Here is a 20682-nt window from a genome sequence, read left to right as displayed (position 1 = left end):
GCAACTAAAGAAATGAAGCTTCATAAAAATTTATTACAGGCCGTTTACCAGATCATTCACGCGGTGATGTTTGAATCTGGATATGCCGACAGAACCATCGAACGTACATTAAAGGCGAATCCCAAATGGGGGTCAAGGGATCGCTCTTTTATCGCGGAGACAAGTTATGATATCATTCGCCATTATCGTTTATTAAACCAAGTTTCAGGAAACAGAAATGATTTATGGAATGTGATCGCAGCTTATTTGATTTATAAAAATTGGAATCTTCCGGTTTATGAGGAGTTTTCAAAAGTTGATCGATCGGAGTATTTGACGCATTTCAAAGCTGCGGAGACAAATATTGGACTTAGTCAATCCTACACGGATGATTGGGTAGCGTGGTTCAAAAGAGATTATCCGGATACTTATGAACAAGAACTCAAGGCGCTCAATGAGCCGGCGAAATTGGTATTGCGTGTCAATAGTTTAAAAATAAATAAAGCCAAATTAAAAGGATTATGCGACCAGGCTGGAAATGAATTGCAAGCATTGGAAGAATACGAAGATGCATTGCTTGCTACCCGTAAATGGAATGTATTTCAAGACCCTTTGTTTAAATCCGGGTATTTCGAAATACAGGATGCTTCATCCCAATGTGTTGCAGCTTTTATGGATTTGAAGCCCGGAATGCGGGTCATAGACGCATGTGCAGGTGCCGGTGGGAAAACCTTGCATATGGCCGCATTGATGAAAAACAAAGGGCATATCATTGCTCTGGATACTGAAGGATGGAAATTGGAGGAGTTGCGCAAACGTGCAAGACGTGCAGGTGCCCAGATCATCGAAACGCGAACGATCGATAGTACGAAAGTCATTAAACGCTTGCATGAAGGCTGTGATCGTTTATTATTGGATGTCCCTTGCAGTGGTACCGGCGTAATCCGCCGCAATCCCGATGCCAAATGGAAAATCGACCAGGCCTATGTAGAAAGGATGTTGGCTGTACAAAGAGACCTTCTGAATCGATATAGCCTGATGTTGAGGCCCGGTGGAAAATTGGTTTACGCAACTTGCAGTGTTTTGCATTTGGAAAATTCAGAACAAATTGCGTATTTTTGCAACGAGCACCCGGGTTTTCAGTTAGAAGAAGAGATCAAAATTAGTCCCTTTTCAAGTGGATTTGATGGCTTTTATATGGCCAGGCTGAAGAAAATTTAATCCAAAAATCGATATATGAGAAAGTGTTACATTTTTTTACTGGTTGGCCTATGGCTGCAAGCGGAATCTAAAACATGGTTTGTGGGTCCGCTATCCAATTTCAAAGTTCCAAGTGCTGTTGCTTCGTTAGTCAACGATGGCGACAGCGTGTGGATCGAAGCTGGCGAATACACCAAAGATGTGTGTTTGTGGAAGGCAAATAATTTATTTATTTCGGGTAATGGCGGTTATGCTAAGCTCAATGCTGAACGCACTGCCTATGGAGGCAAGGCCATCTGGGTCATCTCCGGAAATAATATGCGCGTAGAATTTATTGAATTTTCAAACTGCGAGGTAGTGGATCGGAATGGAGCCGGTATCCGACTTGAAGGCAAAAACCTGGTCGTTAGGCATTGTTATTTTCATCACAATCAAAATGGAATTTTAGCAGGCAATAATCCTGAAAGCGATGTACTCATCGAACATTCTGAGTTTTCAACCAACGGTGCCGGCGATGGCTTCTCGCACAATATTTACATCAACCACCTGCGAAGTCTGACCATACGTTACAGTTATTTTCACCATGCGTATTACGGCCATGAAATCAAAACCAGAGCTGATCGCAATGTTATTTTGTACAACCGAATCACAAATGAGGAAGGTGATGCCAGCTATGAAATAGATATTCCTAACGGAGGTCCTTCCCTAGTCATGGGGAATGTAATCCAACAAAGTAAATTCTCCGATAATAACACCATCATTTCCTACGGCCGTGAAGGTCTCACCAATACAGGACCGCATAATTTTTATTTTATTCACAATACAGTGGTTAATAATGAAGACAAAGGCATCTTGTTCAATATCCAGTCGAAAACAGATACTTTATTATCCATAAATAATATTATCTCCGGAAAACTTACAATTCTTTCCGGAATTCCCAACACTACCATTCAAAGCAATAATGTGGTTCGAATGAATATTGTAGATATGGCTTTTAAAGATCCAGCCAACTACAATTATTATCTGACATCAATTTCACCGGGGATCGATAGTGGAATAATTATCAACAATGCTTTTTTAGGATATGAACTGATGGCTGATAAAGAATACCTGCATCCTGTAGATTGGAAGAGTCGGTATAATGACCAAATTCCAGATGTAGGCGCACATGAAAATCAACAAATCACAAAATCCAGGGATGAAAAAACTAACAAACGTTCGTTCGTATGGTTTTACGATGCATTTACTGAACAATTATATTTGAATGCAAAGGAGAGTGGACCAGTTGAGACCTCAGTGAATTTATTGGATCTACATGGAAATCTTAGATCACAACAGCAATTTAATGGGGAGCTTACCATTTCCTTAAATGGAATGCCGGTTGGAATTTACTTACTCAGCATTCTACAGAATAATAAGGTAATTACGCAGAAATTTGTAAAGTCCAACTAGGAAATCGGATTATAAACAAGGACTTTTATTGAAAGAGTTCTTTTTCACAAGAAAAAACTAAGCTATAAGCTGTTCGTTGATTCAATAGAAAAATATAATTCATACATTTCCTCTTTGTGAAAATTCGAGACTTCGTGTCTTTGTAGCTGTCCATCATGTTCTCTAATGGCCACGAAGAGACGAATGATTGTTGATTAAAATATATGGAGATAAGTCCAAATTTGGATAATAAAGACTTCCATTAAGCTGTTGAATTTCAACTTTTCCCTTTAGCCTTTCTCCCTTTAGCCTTTTTTACTAATTTTGCCCTTCAATTTTCGTAAAAGTGAAACAAGCCCCCCTCATCGACCGTGAAATATTTTTTGGAGACCCGGAAATATCCGGTGCAAAAATTTCTCCCAATGGAAAATGGATTAGCTTTATTAAACCTTTAAATGGCATTCGCAATATTTGGGTCAAAAAATGGAATCAATCTTTTGCAAAAGCAGTCCCTCTCACAGCCGATGAAATCAGACCGATCACCAGTTATTTCTGGAGTAGAGATAGCAAGTCTATTTTGTATGTCCAGGATAAAGCTGGCGATGAAAATTTTAAAGTATATGCTGTGCAACCCAAGCGCAATGCATCGGACAAGAATATGCCTGAATCTAAATCACTCACCAATTTTGAACATATTCGCGTTAATATTTATGGGGTAGCCAGTAATAAAAAGAATGTCATTTTTATTGGTATCAATGATCGCGATGCTGCTTGGCATGATTTGTATGCCCTCAACATTTCTAATGGCAAACTCAAATTGATTCGTAAGAATACCACGAGAATCGTGCAATGGATTTTCGATCGCGAAGATCAGCTCCGGTTGGCTGTTCGATCCAATCCAGATGGCTCTTCTGATTTTTTGAGAATTGAAAAATCTAAATTTATTCCCATTTATACATGCGGAGTTTTAGATACGGCTTATGTAGATAATTTTCATGAAGATGGCAGACGTGTATATTTTATTACGAACAAAGGAGAAGATACGGATCTCTCTCGCTTGATTTTACTTGATATTTACAATGCTAACGAAGAAAATGTAGAAGCTGATCCGGAAAAGAAAGTTGATTTTGGAAGCGCGCATTTTTCAGATCGGGACAATCGATTGATCGCGACGTATTACACAGATGATAAAACCAGAATCTATTGGAGAGATCAGGAATTTAAGAGAATGTTTGAGCAACTCCAATCACAATTGCCCGGAAAGGAATTGGCGATCACTTCCATTACGGAAGACGAATCGAAATGTTTAATACATGTGAGTAGCGATGTCGACTGTGGATCCGTATATGCTTTAGACCGAAATTCCAACAAACTTAAATTGCAATATCGGCTTAGACCTTTACTAAATTCAAAGTTTTTATCTGAGATGCATCCTGTGCGTTATGCATCTTCTGATGGATTGGAAATTCCTGCATACCTCAGCTTGCCAAAAGGAGTAAAACCTAAAAAGCTGCCTTTGGTTGTCCATCCGCATGGAGGTCCCTGGGTACGTGATTACTGGGGTTACCACTCGTTAGCGCAATTCTTATCTAATAGAGGTTATGCAGTCTTGCAAATGAATTACCGGGGCTCGACGGGATTCGGTAAAAGATTTTTAGATGCCGGAAATAAGGAGTGGGGAAGTAAGATGCAGGATGATATCACCTGGGGTGTAAAATATTTAGTAGATCAAGGTATTGTGGATTCTAAGCGGGTTGCCATCATGGGCGGTAGTTATGGAGGTTATGCAAGCCTTGCAGGTGCTGCTTTTACGCCCGACGTATATGCCTGTGCCATTTCTAAAGTAGGACCTTCGAGTTTACTCACTTTACTGGCTTCCATTCCACCATATTGGGAAGCTGGACGAACGATGTTTCATGTGAGAATGGGAGATCCTACCACGCCGGAAGGAAAGGAATTGATGATTCAAAAATCGCCCTTGTATGCAGCAGATAAAATCCGTTGTCCACTAATGATCGTTCAGGGGGCCAATGATCCACGCGTAAAAAAGGCCGAGTCCGATCAAATAGTTGATGTTCTGCATCGGGCTGGAAAACCTTTTATGTATTTGTGTGCAGAGGACGAAGGCCATGGATTTATACATCCGGAAAACAACATGGCTTTTTTAGCGGCAGCAGAAGCTTTTTTAGCGAAATATCTGGGTGGTAGATTTCAGGAATCGATGCCGGATGGTGTTCGTACTCGTTTGAATAAAATGGATGTGACGCCTAAGTAAGCTTAAATCGTAATATCGAAATCTGAGGATTATTTCCCGCAGATTTCGCAGATTTAACGCAGAGAGATTGTTTTTCAGGAAAGCGAATTTTTTACTTAAACGAAATTAAAAATAGAGCTTCAAGCTTTAAACTATTTTAACTTGATATAGGACTCAAAAAATTTTTATGGAATTATTATTCTACCAATGTTTGGCATTTCTGACTTAGAACGCCAAAAAACAAATTCCATGGCTCTTTATCCAATGGCGGGCAACAAACGAAATTTCTTTGTTCGCCGGTTTGAACATCTTTGAATTGAATGGAATAACTGAAAAGTCCGATTTTCATTTCAGCACTATACTTTTTTGCACCGTACCATTCATCATTCCATATGGGATAAGATTTTTGAGATAGCTGAAACCGGATCTGGTGAAATTTTCCGGTTCGCAGTTCAATTTGCAATAAACTAAAACCTTCTTGGTGATCCAGAAGCTGATAATGCAAGATCGCCTCTTTGGCTTCGGGATCATTTGCTGTTGCCGCAACTGCACGAAAGGCATGTTGAACTTTTTTCAAATGCGATTTGATGGTGGCTTTGATGGGTTCGGGTTTTCCTTCAACAATGGCAAAGTAATTTTTCCGAACAGTACGTTCATAAAATTGCTGCTGCAGACCTTTTAAGATGCTTTGTTTTTTAGCACAGATCAATAATCCTTCAACGGGTTTGTCGAGCCGGTTGACCAGTTGGCAAATTCCTCTTTTCTTCCACGGATAGGTTTCTGATAAATACTTTTCTAATAGGCTTCTTAAATTGACACTTCCTGCCGGATCTTCTTCTGACAAAAAACCTGCGGGTTTTCGGGCAATTATAAAATCATTGTTTTCATAAAAAAGCAAATCCTTTATATCATACTGAGGTATCAATGGTTTGAGAAATTGTGTTTAACGGATGAGTGTAAGATCTCCCGAAAATACTTGCAGTTCTCCGTTTTTCCATTCCAGTTGTATGACATAGATATAAACACCCGGCATAACTTTATCTCCCTGATGCGATCCATCCCAGCCCATTCGAATTTGATCAGGAGCGATCGATGTTTTTTCAAATAACATATTTCCCCATCGGTCGAATATCTGAAATAATTTGATTTGGTTGAAAGATTCTTCTTCAATGTGTGGGTAAAAGAAATCATTGATCTGATCGCCATTCGGACTGAAGACATTTGGAATCCATATATTTCTTTTGATGACCTCAATTTTTATTCTCGCGGAAGTTGTACATCCTTTTTTATCCGTAACCGTACAGAAATATTCGATATCGTTGGTCACATTTTGTGCAATGGGATTCAGACAATCGGTGCAACTTAAAAATTGTGCAGGACTCCAGTTGATGGATCCTATGGAATCATTCGGAATAGAAAACACAGGTTGGAGCAGATACGATTCTCCGGAATTAATTTTTACAAAAGGGGTCAAATTCATTGAGATCCCCAATGCTGGCAGAATGTTGAAATCTTTTCTGAGTTCGCAGCCATTGTTATCGGTTATGAGAATTTGATAGGTTCCGGGCTGACTTCCCTGAAGGGTCTGTCCAAAAATTTGCCGGCCTTCGAATTCTATTATTAATGGGGACTCACCTCCGGAAATGGAGTTTATATTCACCGTCCACAAATCTCCGGGACATCTCAAGGGTTCAATGAGAAGATCAGCGGCTGTAGGGTAATTGGTATTTTCTGTAATTACCACAGAGTCTAAGGCATCGCAGCCATTGTTTGGATTGTATGCTCTGAAATAATAAGTTCCAGGTTTATCGATGCGGATATTCGCATTTTGAGGATTGCCTGAAATATTTCCATTAGCGGTCGTCCAAATAATTTGTTCTGTTCCGGATCCTGAGAAAATAGCTCCCATTAGATCAATGCTTTGGATTTTACAAGTTAAAGTTGAAGTCAGTCCAGCGTCCACTCTTAAATCGTTGATCTGTGTGACCAAAATGGAATCCTTATTCGAACAACCATTTTCGAGATTGGTGACCTGAACAAAATACCAACCCGGACGACTTACCTGAACAGAATCATTTTTAGGATTTCCGTTGATCTGCCCCATAGGTGTTGTCCAACTGAAATCATCAAAACCTGAAGGATTTTGAATGCTTGCGAGAAGTTGGGTGCTGAGTGAAGAACAGTTCAGTTGAGTGTTGCCCGATTTGGATAGGATCGGTTTTATTTTGTTTTCAATTACTGTTATACTTTGGGTATCTGCACAAAAATTGAGCGTGTCCCGAATGATTAAGGTGTAGGTTCCTGTTTTAGCTGCGGTACTTGTATTTAAATCACTTGGACCTGATAATTGTCCATTTGACGTAAACCAATTGAAATTTAAGCGGGAGCCTGAACTGGATAGACTTCCATCTAGAATGACATCCGATTGCAGACAAGTAAGGGTATCGGGTAAGGATATAAATGCAACAGGTTTAATTGTATCTGCAACGATATTTAAAGTATCAAAATTCTGGCAATGGCTTACACTGTCGATGATAAACAGGATATACTTACCTGGGGCACTCGTAGTAATTTGCGCTCTATTTCTGTTGGTGGTGATCATCCCATCTTGTGTACTCCATTGAAAGAGTAGCGGATGATTTCCTGTTGATTGACCCCCATTGAGTTGGAGGCTTGTGCTGGCGCAATTCCAAACGAGATCCGGGCCTGCAATTGCGGTGGGTGCCAGGGTGTCTATGGGTACGACAACACTCACCCGTGTACTACAGCCGTTCACCTCGTCGAAAATGATCAATGTATAGGTCCCGGGTTCTTGTACTTCCGGACCCAGGGTATTTGATAGATTAATATTTTGACCTGCATCTGCGATCCATTGATATCTGATAGCATTGCCTACGGGTGATGATGCATTGGCAGTGAGTCGCACATTGTTGCGCAGACAGGTGAGGGTATCGGCCTGAAGTATATTGCCGGAGGGTGCGCTAAAATCGGGCTTGACTTCTATTGATGCCGTATCCGAACAACCGTTAGTTGTATCAATGACGTTGAGGGTGTAGGTCCCGGGTGCATTTACAGTCAACATTAATGATCCCTGTCCCGATAAAATGGAACCACTTCCGGTGGACCAATTGTATAGGAATTTGAAACCTTGAGATGAAGCGCTCCCATCGAGAACTTTTAAAGTATCCGCACAAGTAAAAATGAGATCGGGTCCAAGGCTTATAAAAGGTTTCATAAAGTCAGAAAGCACGAAAACAGAATCCAATGCCATACAGTGATTGGTAGTATCTGTGATGCTCAGATAATACCATCCCGATGAATCAACAAGGGGAGTGAGCGATCCGGAGCCCATGAGAATATTTCCATTTTGAGTGGTCCAAATAATTGTTGTCGAATCTGTTTTTCCGATGCCACCTAATTGAATTTGTGTTTGAGTACAATTTAAGGTATCGTCAGGTCCTGCATTGACAAAAGGTAAAACCCGAAGATCACTTACGTAAAGACTGTCTGCAGCGGTGCAACCATTCATTCGGTTCAGGATATTTAAAACGACCCAGCCTGAATCTCGAATTTGTTTCGATACAAACAAACGTTCGTTAACTTGCATACCACCTGGAATTTTCCAGGTATAATCGGAAGAGTCTGGAAATTGATTGCCTGCTCGTGTAATCGTGAATTCCGGTAAAGAGCAGTCGATGATTCCATCTGCACCCAATTCGAAACGCGGCTGTGAAGTATCGAGTTGAATCAACCAAAATTTTTCCGAAAAACATTTATTGGCTTTGTCGTAAACTTTGAGCGTATACAAACCTGAATCAGGCGTTTGTATTTGATTTTTATTTTTCAAGCTGCTCAAATCCGGAAAGATCCATTCGTAGCTGAATCGCGTTGTATCGTAAGGGCTGCTTGTGAGTTGGGCAGTATCCACAATACAATTGATCAGAGTGTCACCTTGTAAACTGAATTGAGGCTTGAGCGTATCAGAAACCACGACCTCCTGGATTTCCGTTTCGCAACCGGAGTCTTTGTCTTTGATCACGACTTTATAGATTCCCGATTCAACAACATAGGCTGTTGATTCATTCTGACCTTTAATGATTTTATTGGACGGAATCCAGAAATAACTAAAATTGTTTCCACCATTGAAGACGGTAGTTTTTAGACTTATGGTATCCAAATTGCAATTGGCAATGCCCTCCACCTCGAGTATCGCTTCCAAATCTTCTGAAGGATCTACTTCAATTTCAGCTTCCTGTTCACACATTACATTTCCATTCCTGTAGATCACTTTTAATTTGTAGGTGCCGCCACCCTGAGCTTTGGCAGTTAAACCATTGGATGAAACTATTTTTCCCCCAATGCTTGTCCATTCGTACGAAATATTGGGGCCAACGGAAGATCCTATTGCATTCAAATCAAAAATATCAGAAGCACATTTGGGTAACACGGGTATATTGATGACAGCTTTAAGATCGACGATCTCAACTACGACTTCATCTTCATCCATGCATTTTTCAAAAAGAGAAATATCATCAATTGCAAAATCATTTCCGAAGCCAACACCTGTCGTTTCGCGAATACAGATTTCGACACTGGAGCTGGTAGCCGTAAAACATTCTTCAAACATTTGCCAGTCGCATACGCCGGCACCTTGAATATTTCCAAAAGATGCATTATTAGCAGATGCACTGAGATTAGGAGGATTTGAAGGAAAGACGCTTTGAACAAAAAATCTAAAAGCATAACTCCTTCCAACGGTGAGATTCACGGTCTGACACCAAACTTTTGCATTGGCATTGGTATGCCCATCGACGATAAGTTGATTGCCTGATCCTGAAGTATGATCACCACATGGACCCCAGCTTCCGTTGTAGCCCAAAGGGTTCGTTCCAACGCTGAGCCATCCGGGACCAAAAGTCCCACCCGGTACTCCATAATTGTATTCATGTGTAAACCCGGAATTGCCAGATTCAAAATTTCCGTTGTTAATAAAATCCATGGTACCAATTGACTCCACTTTCAGCGTGTAGGTGTATTTTCCTGCAGGAGCATTTACAAATGGATCCAGAGCATTGGGATCACTGAGGTAAGTTGTTGGCATCCAGGAGAATTTATCCGGCACACCCGTATAGCTCCCCTGTAATTGAGGGGGCATGGATGGGTCACAGCTGAATACATCGGGACCTGCATCTGCTGTCAGACCGGCACAACCCTGACTAAAAGCTAATGTAATACACTGAGTTGCAAGACAAATAATTAGAAGAATTCTCATCATACCCCGATCGGTTTTAGGACTCTAAATTAGTTTAAAACCATGAAATCTTCGAACTTCAATCCACATTTGCCAATATTAAGGAAATCAGCATGTTCTGATTCACCCGGCACTCCTTGCATCCCTCATTTTTGCTTTAGCAAAAGAAGGAATATATAGTCCCCTCTTTGATCTTGAAAAGATCAGAGAGGGGTGGGGGTGAGTCCACGAAGCCCCAACCCCCCAATCAAAAAACGCTAACCCCCAATAATTGTAATCACACCCCCAATAAATCCATCTTTCCAAACCTCTTCCCAATAAACTCCAGGAATTATTTTTAAACATGAAAACTCGCAAACTACATGCAATAATTATAGCCAGAAAACTTCGTCGTACTTTAACTCATTCTGAAAGGACACTATGGAATCACCTTCGGAACAGGAAATTTAGAAACCTAAAATTTCTAAGGCAGCACCCCATCATTTATGGAAGTGTAAATGGGCGGGCACAATTTTTTGTAGCAGATTTTTATTGCGATGAACTGAAACTAGTACTCGAATTGGATGGGCCCATTCATGAGACACAAAAAGAATACGATGAAGTTCGCGATCAGATAATACAAGAATTGGGATTGCACGTACTTAGAATAAAGAATGAAGAACTAAGTGATATGGAGTGGTTTTTCAATAAATTGAAAGAATATTTTGTCGAGTAATAAAGTATAATCCCCTCTTTGATCTTGAAAAGATCAGAGAGGGGTGGCGCGCAGCGCCGGGGTGAGTCCCAAATCGCCCTACGAAGTACTAAACACCCAATCAAAAAACGCAATCCTCTTACTTATTTACTATGCTCATCATTAATTATTATTCCAATCAGTTAAAAGTGAATTGAGAACTCGATGGTTTCATGCACAAAAGACAATTAGTATATGGATTTATCCGAGGCCAAATTATGGAGGACTTAGCTTTAAAAATCCTCATAATTAAGAAGGTGGAATTCTTGGATATAGAAATGAGTTATAATAACTTGAGAGCTCATTTTGTCAAGATGTTTGCATTGAAAAGATTTGTTGGTTTGGGATTTGCTTTCAGTTTATGCGTTGGTAAAATGGAAGTCCAAATATTTTTTCATCTACCCTCATTTGGTTAAAATTATGTTAAAGTTCATTCTTAATCATGCTCCATGTATATATATATATATATATATTGCATTGGCAGGGATTGATTTATACATCCTTGACTTTTAGAAGTGCAGGAATGTAGAGAGATTCATTAACCACAAAACCCCCATCGATATGGAGAACACAACATTGACACCACCTGACAAGATTTGACCGGATGATTCTTGTTTAGAATTTAATCTCATTAGAAAGTAAAGATCTGGATTCTAAATAAAAAATATTGAACGATAGAATTGTCCGGTAATGAATTCAATTTCATGCCCTTAAGATTTTAAGGAGTTGTTTTTAATATTTTTTTTACTATAAAACGTTATAAAATGAAACTCAATAATTGCTACTATATTTTAATTTTCACGGTAGGATTTTTCTCCTGTGAAGTAAGCAACCCCGAAGACTCCCGTTTTACGGATGAAAAATCGAATTCCAATCTTACCTTAAGATCTGATGAATTCTGTTTTGACGAAGAAGAGCAGGACGACTGCGAGAAGGTTGCAACAGCCGCGGTCCAATTGCTCAATGTAGAAGGGTATTCTCCCTGTCAGGTTTATGCGACTTATGATTTATGGAGATGTCGCGTATTAGGACAATTATCAAAATATGTCATAACGAATTTCGAAATATCTTTACTTACCAATGGCTGCGACTCCCTGTTGGACAGGTGGGACTCCATCGCCGCAGTTCCGGATTATGCCACACTGGTAGCCGAGATGGATTTGTTTTATGCTAAGGCCAAAAAATCCCTGGAAAGATATCTGGTAGGACAATTATTTGCAAATACTGCTTACAGAGACACATTTCCATGCAGTGGTGGAAGTTTTGGTGTGTTTGCCGTAGAATATTATTCAGCACTTTGTTATATTTGGTGTGTAATAGAATATCCGAACGAGGAGCCACCTCGCACGGCATGGAGCCAATTGATCTGTGGCACCGCTTGTTGCAAAAAGGAAACACCCTGGTGTTGGACGGGTACTACTTATCAGGAAGGAACTCCCTCCTTTACTGATTTTGGAGATTGTGCCGAGGATACCCTGGATCCGTGTTATGGTGGTACGGAATACGGCGATTGCGATGACCATAGCTGTCAGTGACAAATGAAATTAGTTTTAATTATAAACGAATTATTATGTACGATTCCAAAGTTAAATATGTAAGTTTTATAGTCCATTTACTTTCATTCACCAGCCTTTTTGGTCAAAGAGATCCATTAGCTGATATTTTTTCAAATAAACAACCGATATGGGCGCATGCGGCCATGGACTCTTCTGCTATTGGTTATAAAGGCCGGACTGGTATGGATTATTTTTGGGTTCCTGCAGAACGGAAAATTCTCGTCCATAATGGAGCCTTGTATTTGGTTTATTTAAATATTTTTGAAACCGAATCTGGAAATTTTATTGAAAAACTAGACTTAAAAACGGGAAAATCATTGTGGAGCAATGCCTATGATTTAAGACACTCTCCTAAACGGGAATACACCAACCGATATTTTATCAATGAAGAAAATCAACTGGAATTATTGAATTTCCGGTACAATTATGATACCGTCTTTTGGTTGTACCCTATGTGGGATAATGGCAAACTTAGCATACGTAAATATGATCTGGAAACAGGCAGGGAAATTTATAAGTTTCATTCCCCCATTGAGGACTCTACCTACCCATCATTTAAGGTTCAGTTCAATTTGCATTCTTATTTGCATAAGGATACCAATGGTGATTATCTAGTATATACCACAAGAGAAAATGTGAAAATTCCGGCATTTGACATTGCCAGAACACGGTTGGACTCAATTGGAAGATATAAGAAGCTTGAGTATGTTCACACGATGACCGGAACCTATAAAAACCTGATCCCATATACAGAAGCACCTATTTTAAACAACCAGCAATTTGATACTATAGTTAGATTGCTTCATACTTTTAAAAATAATCCATATCTGACCGGAGATACTATGGAGTTTAAAATATTTCTGCTGGATCAAAATTTAAAAGAATTGGCTTCTTTTGATGTTACTGATCAAATGTCAAATATTAAGGAATATAATTTGATTAAAGTAGAAGACGGTATTATAGGAGTGATTGGAAAGGAGTATATCAAGAATGAGTATCCTTTGCAACACATTTTTATTTTTGACTATGAAGGAAATTTGAAGGAAGAAATTCTTTTGCCAACAAGAACAAATGAAGGATTTGGATTATGTAGTGGGGTTCTTAAATTTAAAAATGAGCCTGGCGTGTTGTTGATATGCAGAGAGACCGGCGATAAGACCAAAACGGGATTTGCATTTTATAAATCCGATGGAAATGGAAATATTAAGCTGCATTCAGAAATCATAACAAAAGACAGTTTTAACATTGGAGATTTTGTATGTATGTATGAAATTGAACCCAATAAAATATTAACGGGAACCAGATATCGACAAGCACATTTAAAAGTAGGTGAGTATGAGCAAACGGAACGATACATTACAGCCTTATGGGATCTTGATGCATTGACAAAAACACAGCAGGGAACTGAATTAAAAAAGTCGATGATTCTAATGCCAAATCCAGCAACAGATTGGATCAAAGTTGAAATTGAGGAAGAGGGCCTTTTCAAATTAAATCTTTATGATTTGAAAGGACATTTGATTTTGCAAAAGGACTTATCCTTCCAAAACAATATTTTAAATATCAAAGAGTTGCCCGAAGCAAGCTATATTGTGGAATTGAGGAATGAATTGAATGTGTTGATTTACGCTGGCAAACTAATAAAGACAAAATGAACAAGTTAGTTCTTATTCTGGCTCCATGTACGTACATGTTTTTGCTAAATTTAATGCAAGCCCAACAATTTCGGAACGGAGATTTTGAAAATGTAAATGCTCAATCATGCGTATTTAATTTGTCGGATAAAGATTTCAATAAACGTATGGCTTATGTGTATGCATTTGGAAAAAACAATACAGGTAGGATGGATCCCGGTCAAATTGATATCCATACGTTTGATTGCTTCGTGGATCCTCAAAGCAATAAGTTTTGTATAGGATTGGCCGGTGAGAGTTATACCGGTCTCACATCGGATGCTGTGGCCCTTGAATTGGATAAAGAACTGGAGCCGGGCGAAATGTATTCCCTCCGTTTTTATTCATTCGGTAACGCTACGAATCACGATACAATTGCCGAAGTTTATATTGGGGAATCTTTATCAGACACCGTATTTGGCAGATTTATAGATACCGCATTTCCTCAGCGTATGACATGGGTAGAAGTGCATAAAATATTCAAGGCAACGCAGAATTCGAAGTATATAACGATCAAAAACAAAGTAGGCCACCGAAGCTGGAATCAAATTGACAATTTTAGTCTAAGCTATATTTCTAGCGTCGATGATAATTCAAAAAAAGATTTGGGGGATGTCTATTTAACTCCTAATCCCGCTTTTGGAATGGTGCAAATTGGAGGTGCAAATTTAAATAAACATTTTCTGGTAGAAATATTCGACTCTAAAGGAAAAAGCCGAGGTAATTATAATTCAATGGATATTGACATTAGAGATTTAAAAAGGGGCTTGTATTTTTTAAGGATTTACAATGGGGCTACACTATACCTTAAAAAACTCATTGTTCAATAAGTGGTTAATGATTTGTAGTAAATGGAAAATCATATAAACCGTGTCTGCATCACCAACTTCTCCGTCCACTCCGGTAGATATTGATGTTCGAGTTCCTGGACTTTTTTGCTGAGTTTGTCTGCACTGTCTTTTCGTTCTACTTTGCACTTGGCCTGGAAAATAATTTTACCGCGATCATACATTTCGTTGACGTAGTGTATGGTCATGCCGGATTCAGTATCACCTTCATTAATTACTGCCTGATGCACATTCAAACCGTACATTCCTTTGCCACCGAATTTTGGAAGGAGGGCCGGATGGATATTGATCATCTTCTGATCGAATAATTTGATCAGAAATGGGGGCATCAGCAAAAGGAATCCTGCCAAAACAATAAAATCGATGTCGTAAAGATTGAGCATGGCCGTCATGAAACTGTTATTGGCAAGCAGTGATTTGTTGATGACAGAAACCGGAATGTTGTGTTCTTTTGCGATATCAATCACGCCTGCTTTATTTGAGTTGGTGACGATCAATCCAATCTGAATATGATCGTGATTCTTAAAGTGTTTGATCAGTTGTAAGGCATTGGTTCCATTACCGGACGCGAAAATGGCAATTTTCCTTTTTTTCATAAATCAGGGATTGGATAGGGGATCAGGATTTTAAAAAACTATTGTATTGACTTGTGTTGGCAGGATCCAACTGGCTCATCACTTCTCGCACTTGCTGTTTTTCCTGCGGTGTTCCTTGTTTGAAAATTTCGATAATTTCCTGTTGCTTGGTGAAACTAAATATTTTCATAAAATGCGTATCCGGATAATTTCCATTGGCGCGGCCAATATCTTTAATCACATTACTCAGTGTAGCACGTGCAGTCGTTGGGTCTTTGGAAAATAAATCTAAAGCCTGGCGATGGTATTCATAAAAAGCTCTTCTGAATAATTTCATCCGGGGGTTGGTCAGATTTTCTACTATAAAGTATCGGTTGTTTCTTTTGTCTTTCGAAGGCGACCATGCATCATCCATTCCTCTTACATTTGATGGCAGACTATTCATCATGTTATTCAACAATTGAAAATACGGTTCTCCACCTTCCAGACTAAAGCTGTCGTAATCCAATGCTAATATTAAATAGGCATAGAATGTAAGCACTGAAGATAGGTTATCGTAATACGTTTCCTTCGAATTTTCCAGATTCTTGAAAGGATCAAAAACGATGGGTATTCCTTTATCAATAACATTGAGTAAAGGAGTTTCATAATTGGAATTATGCAAAGGTCTTGATGCTTGAACTGAAATATCGACCAATAAATTATTATCACCTCTGTCGGCACTGATCACGATTTGAAAATTGCATTTGATGCGTTCTTCCGGATTGAAGGCATCGGCTGTCCATTTTTGATTATTTAGAAAATCTTTGATGTTGCGCTCCATTTGTGCTACAATGGATTTATCACTAAGTCCGAGATTGGGAGCTATCACACGGACGGTTGCGTTGAGTTCTTGCGACAAACAAGCAAAGCTGGCAAAAAGAATGAGAATTAAAGATGCGAAGATGTTTCTGATCATGTACGGATACTTGTGATGATGGCTTTTAAAATGCTTGTTGCAGCTTCTTTTTTCGTTTGTAATTCAAAGGAAACCAATTTTCCCGAATTATCCAATATGGAAATTTTATTCGTATCAAATCCAAAAGCAGATAACTCGTCGTTGGGCGAATTGATAACGATCATATCCATGTTTTTCTTGTTTAACTTGGATTTGGCGTTCTCTATTATATTTTCCGTCTCCAGAGCAAACCCACAAATGAACTGATCCGGCCTTTTTTGTTCGCCCAGGAATTTTGCAATATCAGTTGTAGGGATGAGCTTTAGTTCCAGTATATCCTTTTGTTCTTTTTTGAGTTTTTGCGAAGCAACAGATTCGGGCTTGAAATCGGCAACTGCAGCAGCCAAAATGAAAATATCAGTTTGAGTTGAATGTTTATTTACTTCTTCAAACATCTCTTCTGCGGAGCAAATGCGATGTATATGAAGATTGGGATGCGATGAAATAACTTCTGAACTGGGGCCTAAAATCAACTGGACCTCAGCCCCTAATTGTGCTGCCTGTTCGGCAAGTCGGATTCCCATTTTACCAGAGGAGTGATTTCCAATAAAACGCACCGGATCGATAGCTTCATAGCTTGGTCCGGCTGTGATCAGTACTTTTTTTTTAAGAAACGCCTGATCAGGATCAAAAAATTGCTGAACTGCGGCAAAGATATTTTCCGGTTCCGCAAGACGGCCTTTGCCTTCGAGGCCACTTGCTAGCGGACCTTCTTCGACGGGTACAATAATATTGCCGTAAGATTCAAGCGTTTGGATGTTATTTTGTGTAGAAGGATGATGCCACATATCAACGTCCATGGCCGGAGCTAACATTACAGGACATTTGGCTGAAAGGTAAACTGCACATAGCAGGTTATCTGCAAGTCCGTTGGCCAATTTGGCAAGTGTATGGGCACTGGCTGGTGCAATGATGAGTAAGTCAGCCCAAAGTCCTAATTGTACGTGTTGCGACCATTGCTGATCATGAACCATTGAATGTAAGACTGGCTTATTGCTTAAAGTGGCCAGTGTAAGCGGTCCGACAAATTCTTTGGCCGCATCGGTCATAATGACCTGGACTTCAGCACCACTTTTAGTTAATAAGCGCAATAAAATGGCGGCTTTGTACGCAGAGATGCTCCCGGTAATTCCTAGAATGATTTTGCGTCCTCCCAAAATATTTTCCCGGTTGTCCAAATGAATAGATTTAAAATTTGGATTTAAATAAAGCTAATTTGATCAATAAATCTGACATCCCTCAGTTTTTCAAAATGGATGAAAATGTTTGATCGACTCAAATCGCAAAAAACCTAGACTTCAGGTTCTGGATTGGTGTTGCGATAACTTGAAACCAATTTACCTTCGAGATATTCTTCTGTTGCGATGATCGCCGGATTCGGTAATTTTTCATAAAACTTTGAAATCTCTATTTGCTCTTTGTTTTCCTGTACTTCTTCAATGGTATCAGAATGTGTGGCAAATTCTTCCAGTTTTTCTACCAGTTCATTTTTAATGTCATTTGTCAATTGATTGGCACGTTTGGCCAATACGTTGATAGTTTCATAAATATTAGCAGTTTCACTGGTGAACTCTGAAATATTTCTTGCTTTGACGTTTGGATTAATTCCTTGAACTCGTGTTTTGATATCTGTCATATGGTTCGGATTTTAATTTTCGATTAATTTTTTGTGCAAGGGCTTTAACTTCTGCACTCTGCTTGCCACTCGGATATTTATTTAAAAATTGTTGAGTAAATTCTAAAGCTTCTAAATAGCGCTCTTTTTGTTTTTCGTAAATACTGTTTTCAGCCAATAGAAAAGATGCACGACAAATCATGAGTCTTACTTCCCGATCATTTTTTGTTTCCGGAAAATCGAGTAATAAATTTTGAAAACTCGTTACAGATGACTGGTAACTATCCATTTCAAAATAAAGTTTTCCGGCTTCAAAGGCTTTGAGTTCTAATTTTGATCGACATTCATCGATGAGTCGGTTGCAGTCGGCAACTTTTGGCGAATTCGGATAACTATTGATAAACAATTGAAAACCTTCAATCGCTTTTTGAGTAGCAGTTTGATCCAATTTATATGCAGGTGCTGTTTTATAAAGGGAATAAACAGAAAAATAATCTGCTTCTTCCTTGCGAGAACTATTGATAAAAGTATTCGCAAAATTCTTAAACAGGTAGGAAGCAAGATCGTATTCCTTTAAGTAAAAATGGGTTTGCGCATAATTGAAATAAATTTCTTCAGCTTCCTTTTGGCCCCGGAATGAAGTGAGCACCAATTCATACAATGTTTGTGCTTTAAAATATTCCTTTTCCAGATAGTGTTGATTCGCAGATTTTAAGATGAGCTGAGGATCCCCGCTATTGCGTATCTTCTCATAACCTGACTTACAGCCCGAAACTACGAACAAAGCCAATACGATGATTCCCAATCCTATTTTTCTCATGAAGGGCGCAAATTTAAGAAATTATTGCAATTCTGATGGAATTAATTTAAGTGAATAGCTTTAAAAGCCATTGATATTCAGGCTTTTTTGAAAATTTAAGATCCAATTTTAGGCTGTCAACTCATCAATTTTTAAAAACACAAAAAGTTAGGCGGCTGTTAAATGTGGTATGTAGTAAGATAAACGCAAAATCTGATGGCTAAGTATTACATTTGAAATCTAAAACGGACTACTTTCCTACAATGTCTTTATACAAAACATCAACCACTTTGCGGTCGTTGCTCAGTCTGTGTACCTTAAATTGTTCACCCAGACGACCAATACTTCGCATATAGTTCAGAAAAGCATTCCTGCGAACGGGCCTGATTTTTAGGGTGTCCAGCAGTTTGCCATCGATGAGATCCTTATAATAAGCATTGAGTTCGCAAAGCCGGCTATTGATGGTGAGCGCAATTTCATTTAGATTTTTAGGGATCTCAGAAAATTCTATCAACCATTCGTGATATGGATTTTTGTTATCTGTAGGGCTTACTTGTGGTGCAACCGTAAACTCCACCACATTAAAACTATGGGCTTTTTGAGCAAAACTTATGGCCTGGTCTATTTCACTACCAATGACATGTTCCCCAAAAGCTGAAATGAATTGGCTAATCCGGCCTGTAACTCTTATTTTATAAGGATTTAGCGATACAAACCGCACCAAATCACCAATAAGGTAAGACCAAAGTCCGGCATTGGTGCTTAAAATCACAGCGTAATCCTGATGAAGTTGAACTTTATCCAAAAGCAGCCTGCTTGGATTTGGATGTTTAATTTCAGATTTTGGGATAAATTCAAAGAAGATTCCGTCGTTGATGATCAACTGTAATCCGGGATCATTTGAGTCATCCTGAAAAGCTATAAATCCTTCACTTGCAGGATAAGTTTCAATCAAAGTCAGGGGTTTTCCAAATAACTCATTGAGTTTCTTTTCATAAGGACCGTAATTGACACCGCCATGTAGGTATAATTCCAGATTCGGAAAAACATCAATAACCGTTTGTTTTCCGGTATATTCCAATAATCGTTCGCTAAACATTTGAATCCATGGAGGTATTCCACTAAAAACTCTGATATCCTGATCAGCGATCGACGCTACCAATTGGTCAATTTTTTTCTCCCAGGGCTCAATGCAATTGACTTCAAAACTTGGTAGTTTATTTTTTTGAAACCATGCCGGTATTTCGTGGTTAACGATCCCAGACAATCGACCAACCGGTATCACACCTGATGTATCCAATTTAGGGCTGCCGGAGAGGAATAGCATTTTTCCTTCAAAAATTCTTGTGTTCGGATGCTGGCTTATATAATGGAAAAGTGCGTTTCGGGCACCCCGGATGTGATTTTTGATGCTGGCTTTGGTGATGGGTATGTATTTACTACCAGAAGTTGTTCCGGAAGATTTGCAGAAATATTTAGGCCTTCCGGGCCAAAGCATATCCGGCCTGCCAGATTTTATGGCATCCATATATTCTAAAAAATCTTCATAATCCCGTAAGGGAACGCGATCGCAATAATCCTGATGGGACTTGATATTTTTAAAATCATGAGCTTTGCCAAAGCTCGTGTCTCTTGCTGTTTCAATGAGATTTTTAAAAAGTTTGTCCTGACAATAGCTTGCCAAACCATAATCCTTTTGATTGAATCGGGTAAGGGTGCGTGCAACGCGTTGAATCAGGCCAGTCCTGCTAAACATTGGAAACAAAATTAG

The 20682-nt window shown here is 39.1% G+C and carries 15 protein-coding genes; 7 read left to right on the top strand and 8 right to left on the bottom strand.

Going from position 1 to position 20682, the window contains the following annotated elements; all coding sequences use genetic code 11:
- Positions 1 to 12 precede the first annotated feature (12 nt).
- The 3 genes from IPM92_08595 to IPM92_08585 all read left to right on the top strand — a co-directional run bounded on the left by IPM92_08595 (position 13) and on the right by IPM92_08585 (position 4885).
- A complete protein-coding gene (locus tag IPM92_08595) occupies positions 13 to 1200 on the top strand; it encodes an RsmB/NOP family class I SAM-dependent RNA methyltransferase (protein ID MBK9108417.1) in 1188 nt (395 codons plus the stop codon).
- Between the two features lie 15 nt (positions 1201 to 1215).
- On the top strand, positions 1216 to 2631 hold the full coding sequence (locus IPM92_08590; GenBank protein MBK9108416.1) for a right-handed parallel beta-helix repeat-containing protein: 1416 nt from the start codon (positions 1216 to 1218) through the stop codon (positions 2629 to 2631).
- 313 nt (positions 2632 to 2944) lie between these two features.
- Positions 2945 to 4885 carry a S9 family peptidase gene (locus tag IPM92_08585; GenBank protein MBK9108415.1) on the top strand — a complete coding sequence of 647 codons (1941 nt, stop codon included), beginning with the start codon at positions 2945 to 2947 and terminating at the stop codon, positions 4883 to 4885.
- Between the two features lie 175 nt (positions 4886 to 5060).
- On the opposite strand, the gene IPM92_08580 is transcribed toward IPM92_08585, so the two are convergent.
- Together IPM92_08580 and IPM92_08575 are read right to left on the bottom strand one after the other, a co-directional pair.
- Entirely contained in the window at positions 5061 to 5762 is a 702-nt protein-coding gene (locus IPM92_08580) for an RNA pseudouridine synthase (GenBank protein MBK9108414.1), read from the bottom strand.
- Between the two features lie 45 nt (positions 5763 to 5807).
- Positions 5808 to 10139 (bottom strand): gliding motility-associated C-terminal domain-containing protein, encoded by a 4332-nt coding sequence (locus IPM92_08575; GenBank protein ID MBK9108413.1) that lies wholly within the window; start codon positions 10137 to 10139, stop codon positions 5808 to 5810.
- 319 nt (positions 10140 to 10458) lie between these two features.
- Here IPM92_08575 and IPM92_08570 point away from each other — a divergent pair, with 319 nt between their 5' ends.
- The 4 genes from IPM92_08570 (at position 10459) to IPM92_08555 (ending at position 14907) form a co-directional block, all read left to right on the top strand.
- Positions 10459 to 10830: an endonuclease domain-containing protein gene (locus IPM92_08570; protein ID MBK9108412.1), complete on the top strand. Its 372-nt coding sequence runs from the start codon at positions 10459 to 10461 to the stop codon at positions 10828 to 10830.
- A gap of 782 nt (positions 10831 to 11612) precedes the next feature.
- Positions 11613 to 12383 (top strand): hypothetical protein, encoded by a 771-nt coding sequence (locus tag IPM92_08565; protein ID MBK9108411.1) that lies wholly within the window; start codon positions 11613 to 11615, stop codon positions 12381 to 12383.
- A gap of 35 nt (positions 12384 to 12418) precedes the next feature.
- The gene (locus IPM92_08560; GenBank protein ID MBK9108410.1) at positions 12419 to 14059 is read left to right on the top strand and encodes a T9SS type A sorting domain-containing protein; all 1641 of its coding nucleotides are present in this window, start codon (positions 12419 to 12421) and stop codon (positions 14057 to 14059) included.
- On the top strand, positions 14056 to 14907 hold the full coding sequence (locus IPM92_08555) for a T9SS type A sorting domain-containing protein (GenBank protein ID MBK9108409.1): 852 nt from the start codon (positions 14056 to 14058) through the stop codon (positions 14905 to 14907). Before IPM92_08560 ends, IPM92_08555 begins: the two co-directional genes overlap by 4 nt.
- 29 nt (positions 14908 to 14936) lie before the next feature.
- Here IPM92_08555 and IPM92_08550 read toward each other — a convergent pair whose 3' ends face one another.
- The 6 genes from IPM92_08550 to IPM92_08525 form a co-directional block, all read right to left on the bottom strand.
- Positions 14937 to 15521 (bottom strand): phosphoribosylglycinamide formyltransferase, encoded by a 585-nt coding sequence (locus tag IPM92_08550; GenBank protein ID MBK9108408.1) that lies wholly within the window; start codon positions 15519 to 15521, stop codon positions 14937 to 14939.
- A gap of 22 nt (positions 15522 to 15543) precedes the next feature.
- Positions 15544 to 16458 carry a DUF4835 family protein gene (locus IPM92_08545; GenBank protein MBK9108407.1) on the bottom strand — a complete coding sequence of 305 codons (915 nt, stop codon included), beginning with the start codon at positions 16456 to 16458 and terminating at the stop codon, positions 15544 to 15546.
- Positions 16455 to 17657: a bifunctional phosphopantothenoylcysteine decarboxylase/phosphopantothenate--cysteine ligase CoaBC gene (gene coaBC, locus IPM92_08540; GenBank protein MBK9108406.1), complete on the bottom strand. Its 1203-nt coding sequence runs from the start codon at positions 17655 to 17657 to the stop codon at positions 16455 to 16457. The genes IPM92_08545 and coaBC overlap by 4 nt, the downstream gene beginning before the upstream one ends.
- Before the next feature lie 131 nt (positions 17658 to 17788).
- Complete coding sequence (locus IPM92_08535) at positions 17789 to 18133, bottom strand: DNA-directed RNA polymerase subunit omega (GenBank protein MBK9108405.1); 345 nt, start codon at positions 18131 to 18133, stop codon at positions 17789 to 17791.
- The gene (gene bamD / locus IPM92_08530; protein ID MBK9108404.1) at positions 18099 to 18932 is read right to left on the bottom strand and encodes an outer membrane protein assembly factor BamD; all 834 of its coding nucleotides are present in this window, start codon (positions 18930 to 18932) and stop codon (positions 18099 to 18101) included. Before bamD ends, IPM92_08535 begins: the two co-directional genes overlap by 35 nt.
- A gap of 229 nt (positions 18933 to 19161) precedes the next feature.
- On the bottom strand, positions 19162 to 20667 hold the full coding sequence (locus IPM92_08525; GenBank protein MBK9108403.1) for a GH3 auxin-responsive promoter family protein: 1506 nt from the start codon (positions 20665 to 20667) through the stop codon (positions 19162 to 19164).
- Positions 20668 to 20682: the final 15 nt, after the last annotated feature.

This window comes from Saprospiraceae bacterium (genome assembly GCA_016719615.1).
In the GTDB taxonomy this organism is placed as follows: Bacteria; Bacteroidota; Bacteroidia; order Chitinophagales; family Saprospiraceae; genus Vicinibacter.
Note: the sequence above shows the minus strand (reverse complement) of the source record. Positions and strands in the feature narration are given on the sequence as shown.

Coding starts and splice junctions, on each gene's coding strand:
- IPM92_08525 (MBK9108403.1), bottom strand. CDS start 20,667: ATGTTTAGCAGGACTGGCCTGATTCAACGCGTTGCACGCACCCTTACC.
- IPM92_08545 (MBK9108407.1), bottom strand. CDS start 16,458: ATGATCAGAAACATCTTCGCATCTTTAATTCTCATTCTTTTTGCCAGC.
- IPM92_08535 (MBK9108405.1), bottom strand. CDS start 18,133: ATGACAGATATCAAAACACGAGTTCAAGGAATTAATCCAAACGTCAAA.
- IPM92_08555 (MBK9108409.1), top strand. CDS start 14,056: ATGAACAAGTTAGTTCTTATTCTGGCTCCATGTACGTACATGTTTTTG.
- bamD (MBK9108404.1), bottom strand. CDS start 18,932: ATGAGAAAAATAGGATTGGGAATCATCGTATTGGCTTTGTTCGTAGTT.
- IPM92_08595 (MBK9108417.1), top strand. CDS start 13: ATGAAGCTTCATAAAAATTTATTACAGGCCGTTTACCAGATCATTCAC.
- IPM92_08565 (MBK9108411.1), top strand. CDS start 11,613: ATGAAACTCAATAATTGCTACTATATTTTAATTTTCACGGTAGGATTT.
- IPM92_08570 (MBK9108412.1), top strand. CDS start 10,459: ATGAAAACTCGCAAACTACATGCAATAATTATAGCCAGAAAACTTCGT.
- IPM92_08560 (MBK9108410.1), top strand. CDS start 12,419: ATGTACGATTCCAAAGTTAAATATGTAAGTTTTATAGTCCATTTACTT.
- IPM92_08590 (MBK9108416.1), top strand. CDS start 1,216: ATGAGAAAGTGTTACATTTTTTTACTGGTTGGCCTATGGCTGCAAGCG.
- IPM92_08550 (MBK9108408.1), bottom strand. CDS start 15,521: ATGAAAAAAAGGAAAATTGCCATTTTCGCGTCCGGTAATGGAACCAAT.
- IPM92_08575 (MBK9108413.1), bottom strand. CDS start 10,139: ATGATGAGAATTCTTCTAATTATTTGTCTTGCAACTCAGTGTATTACA.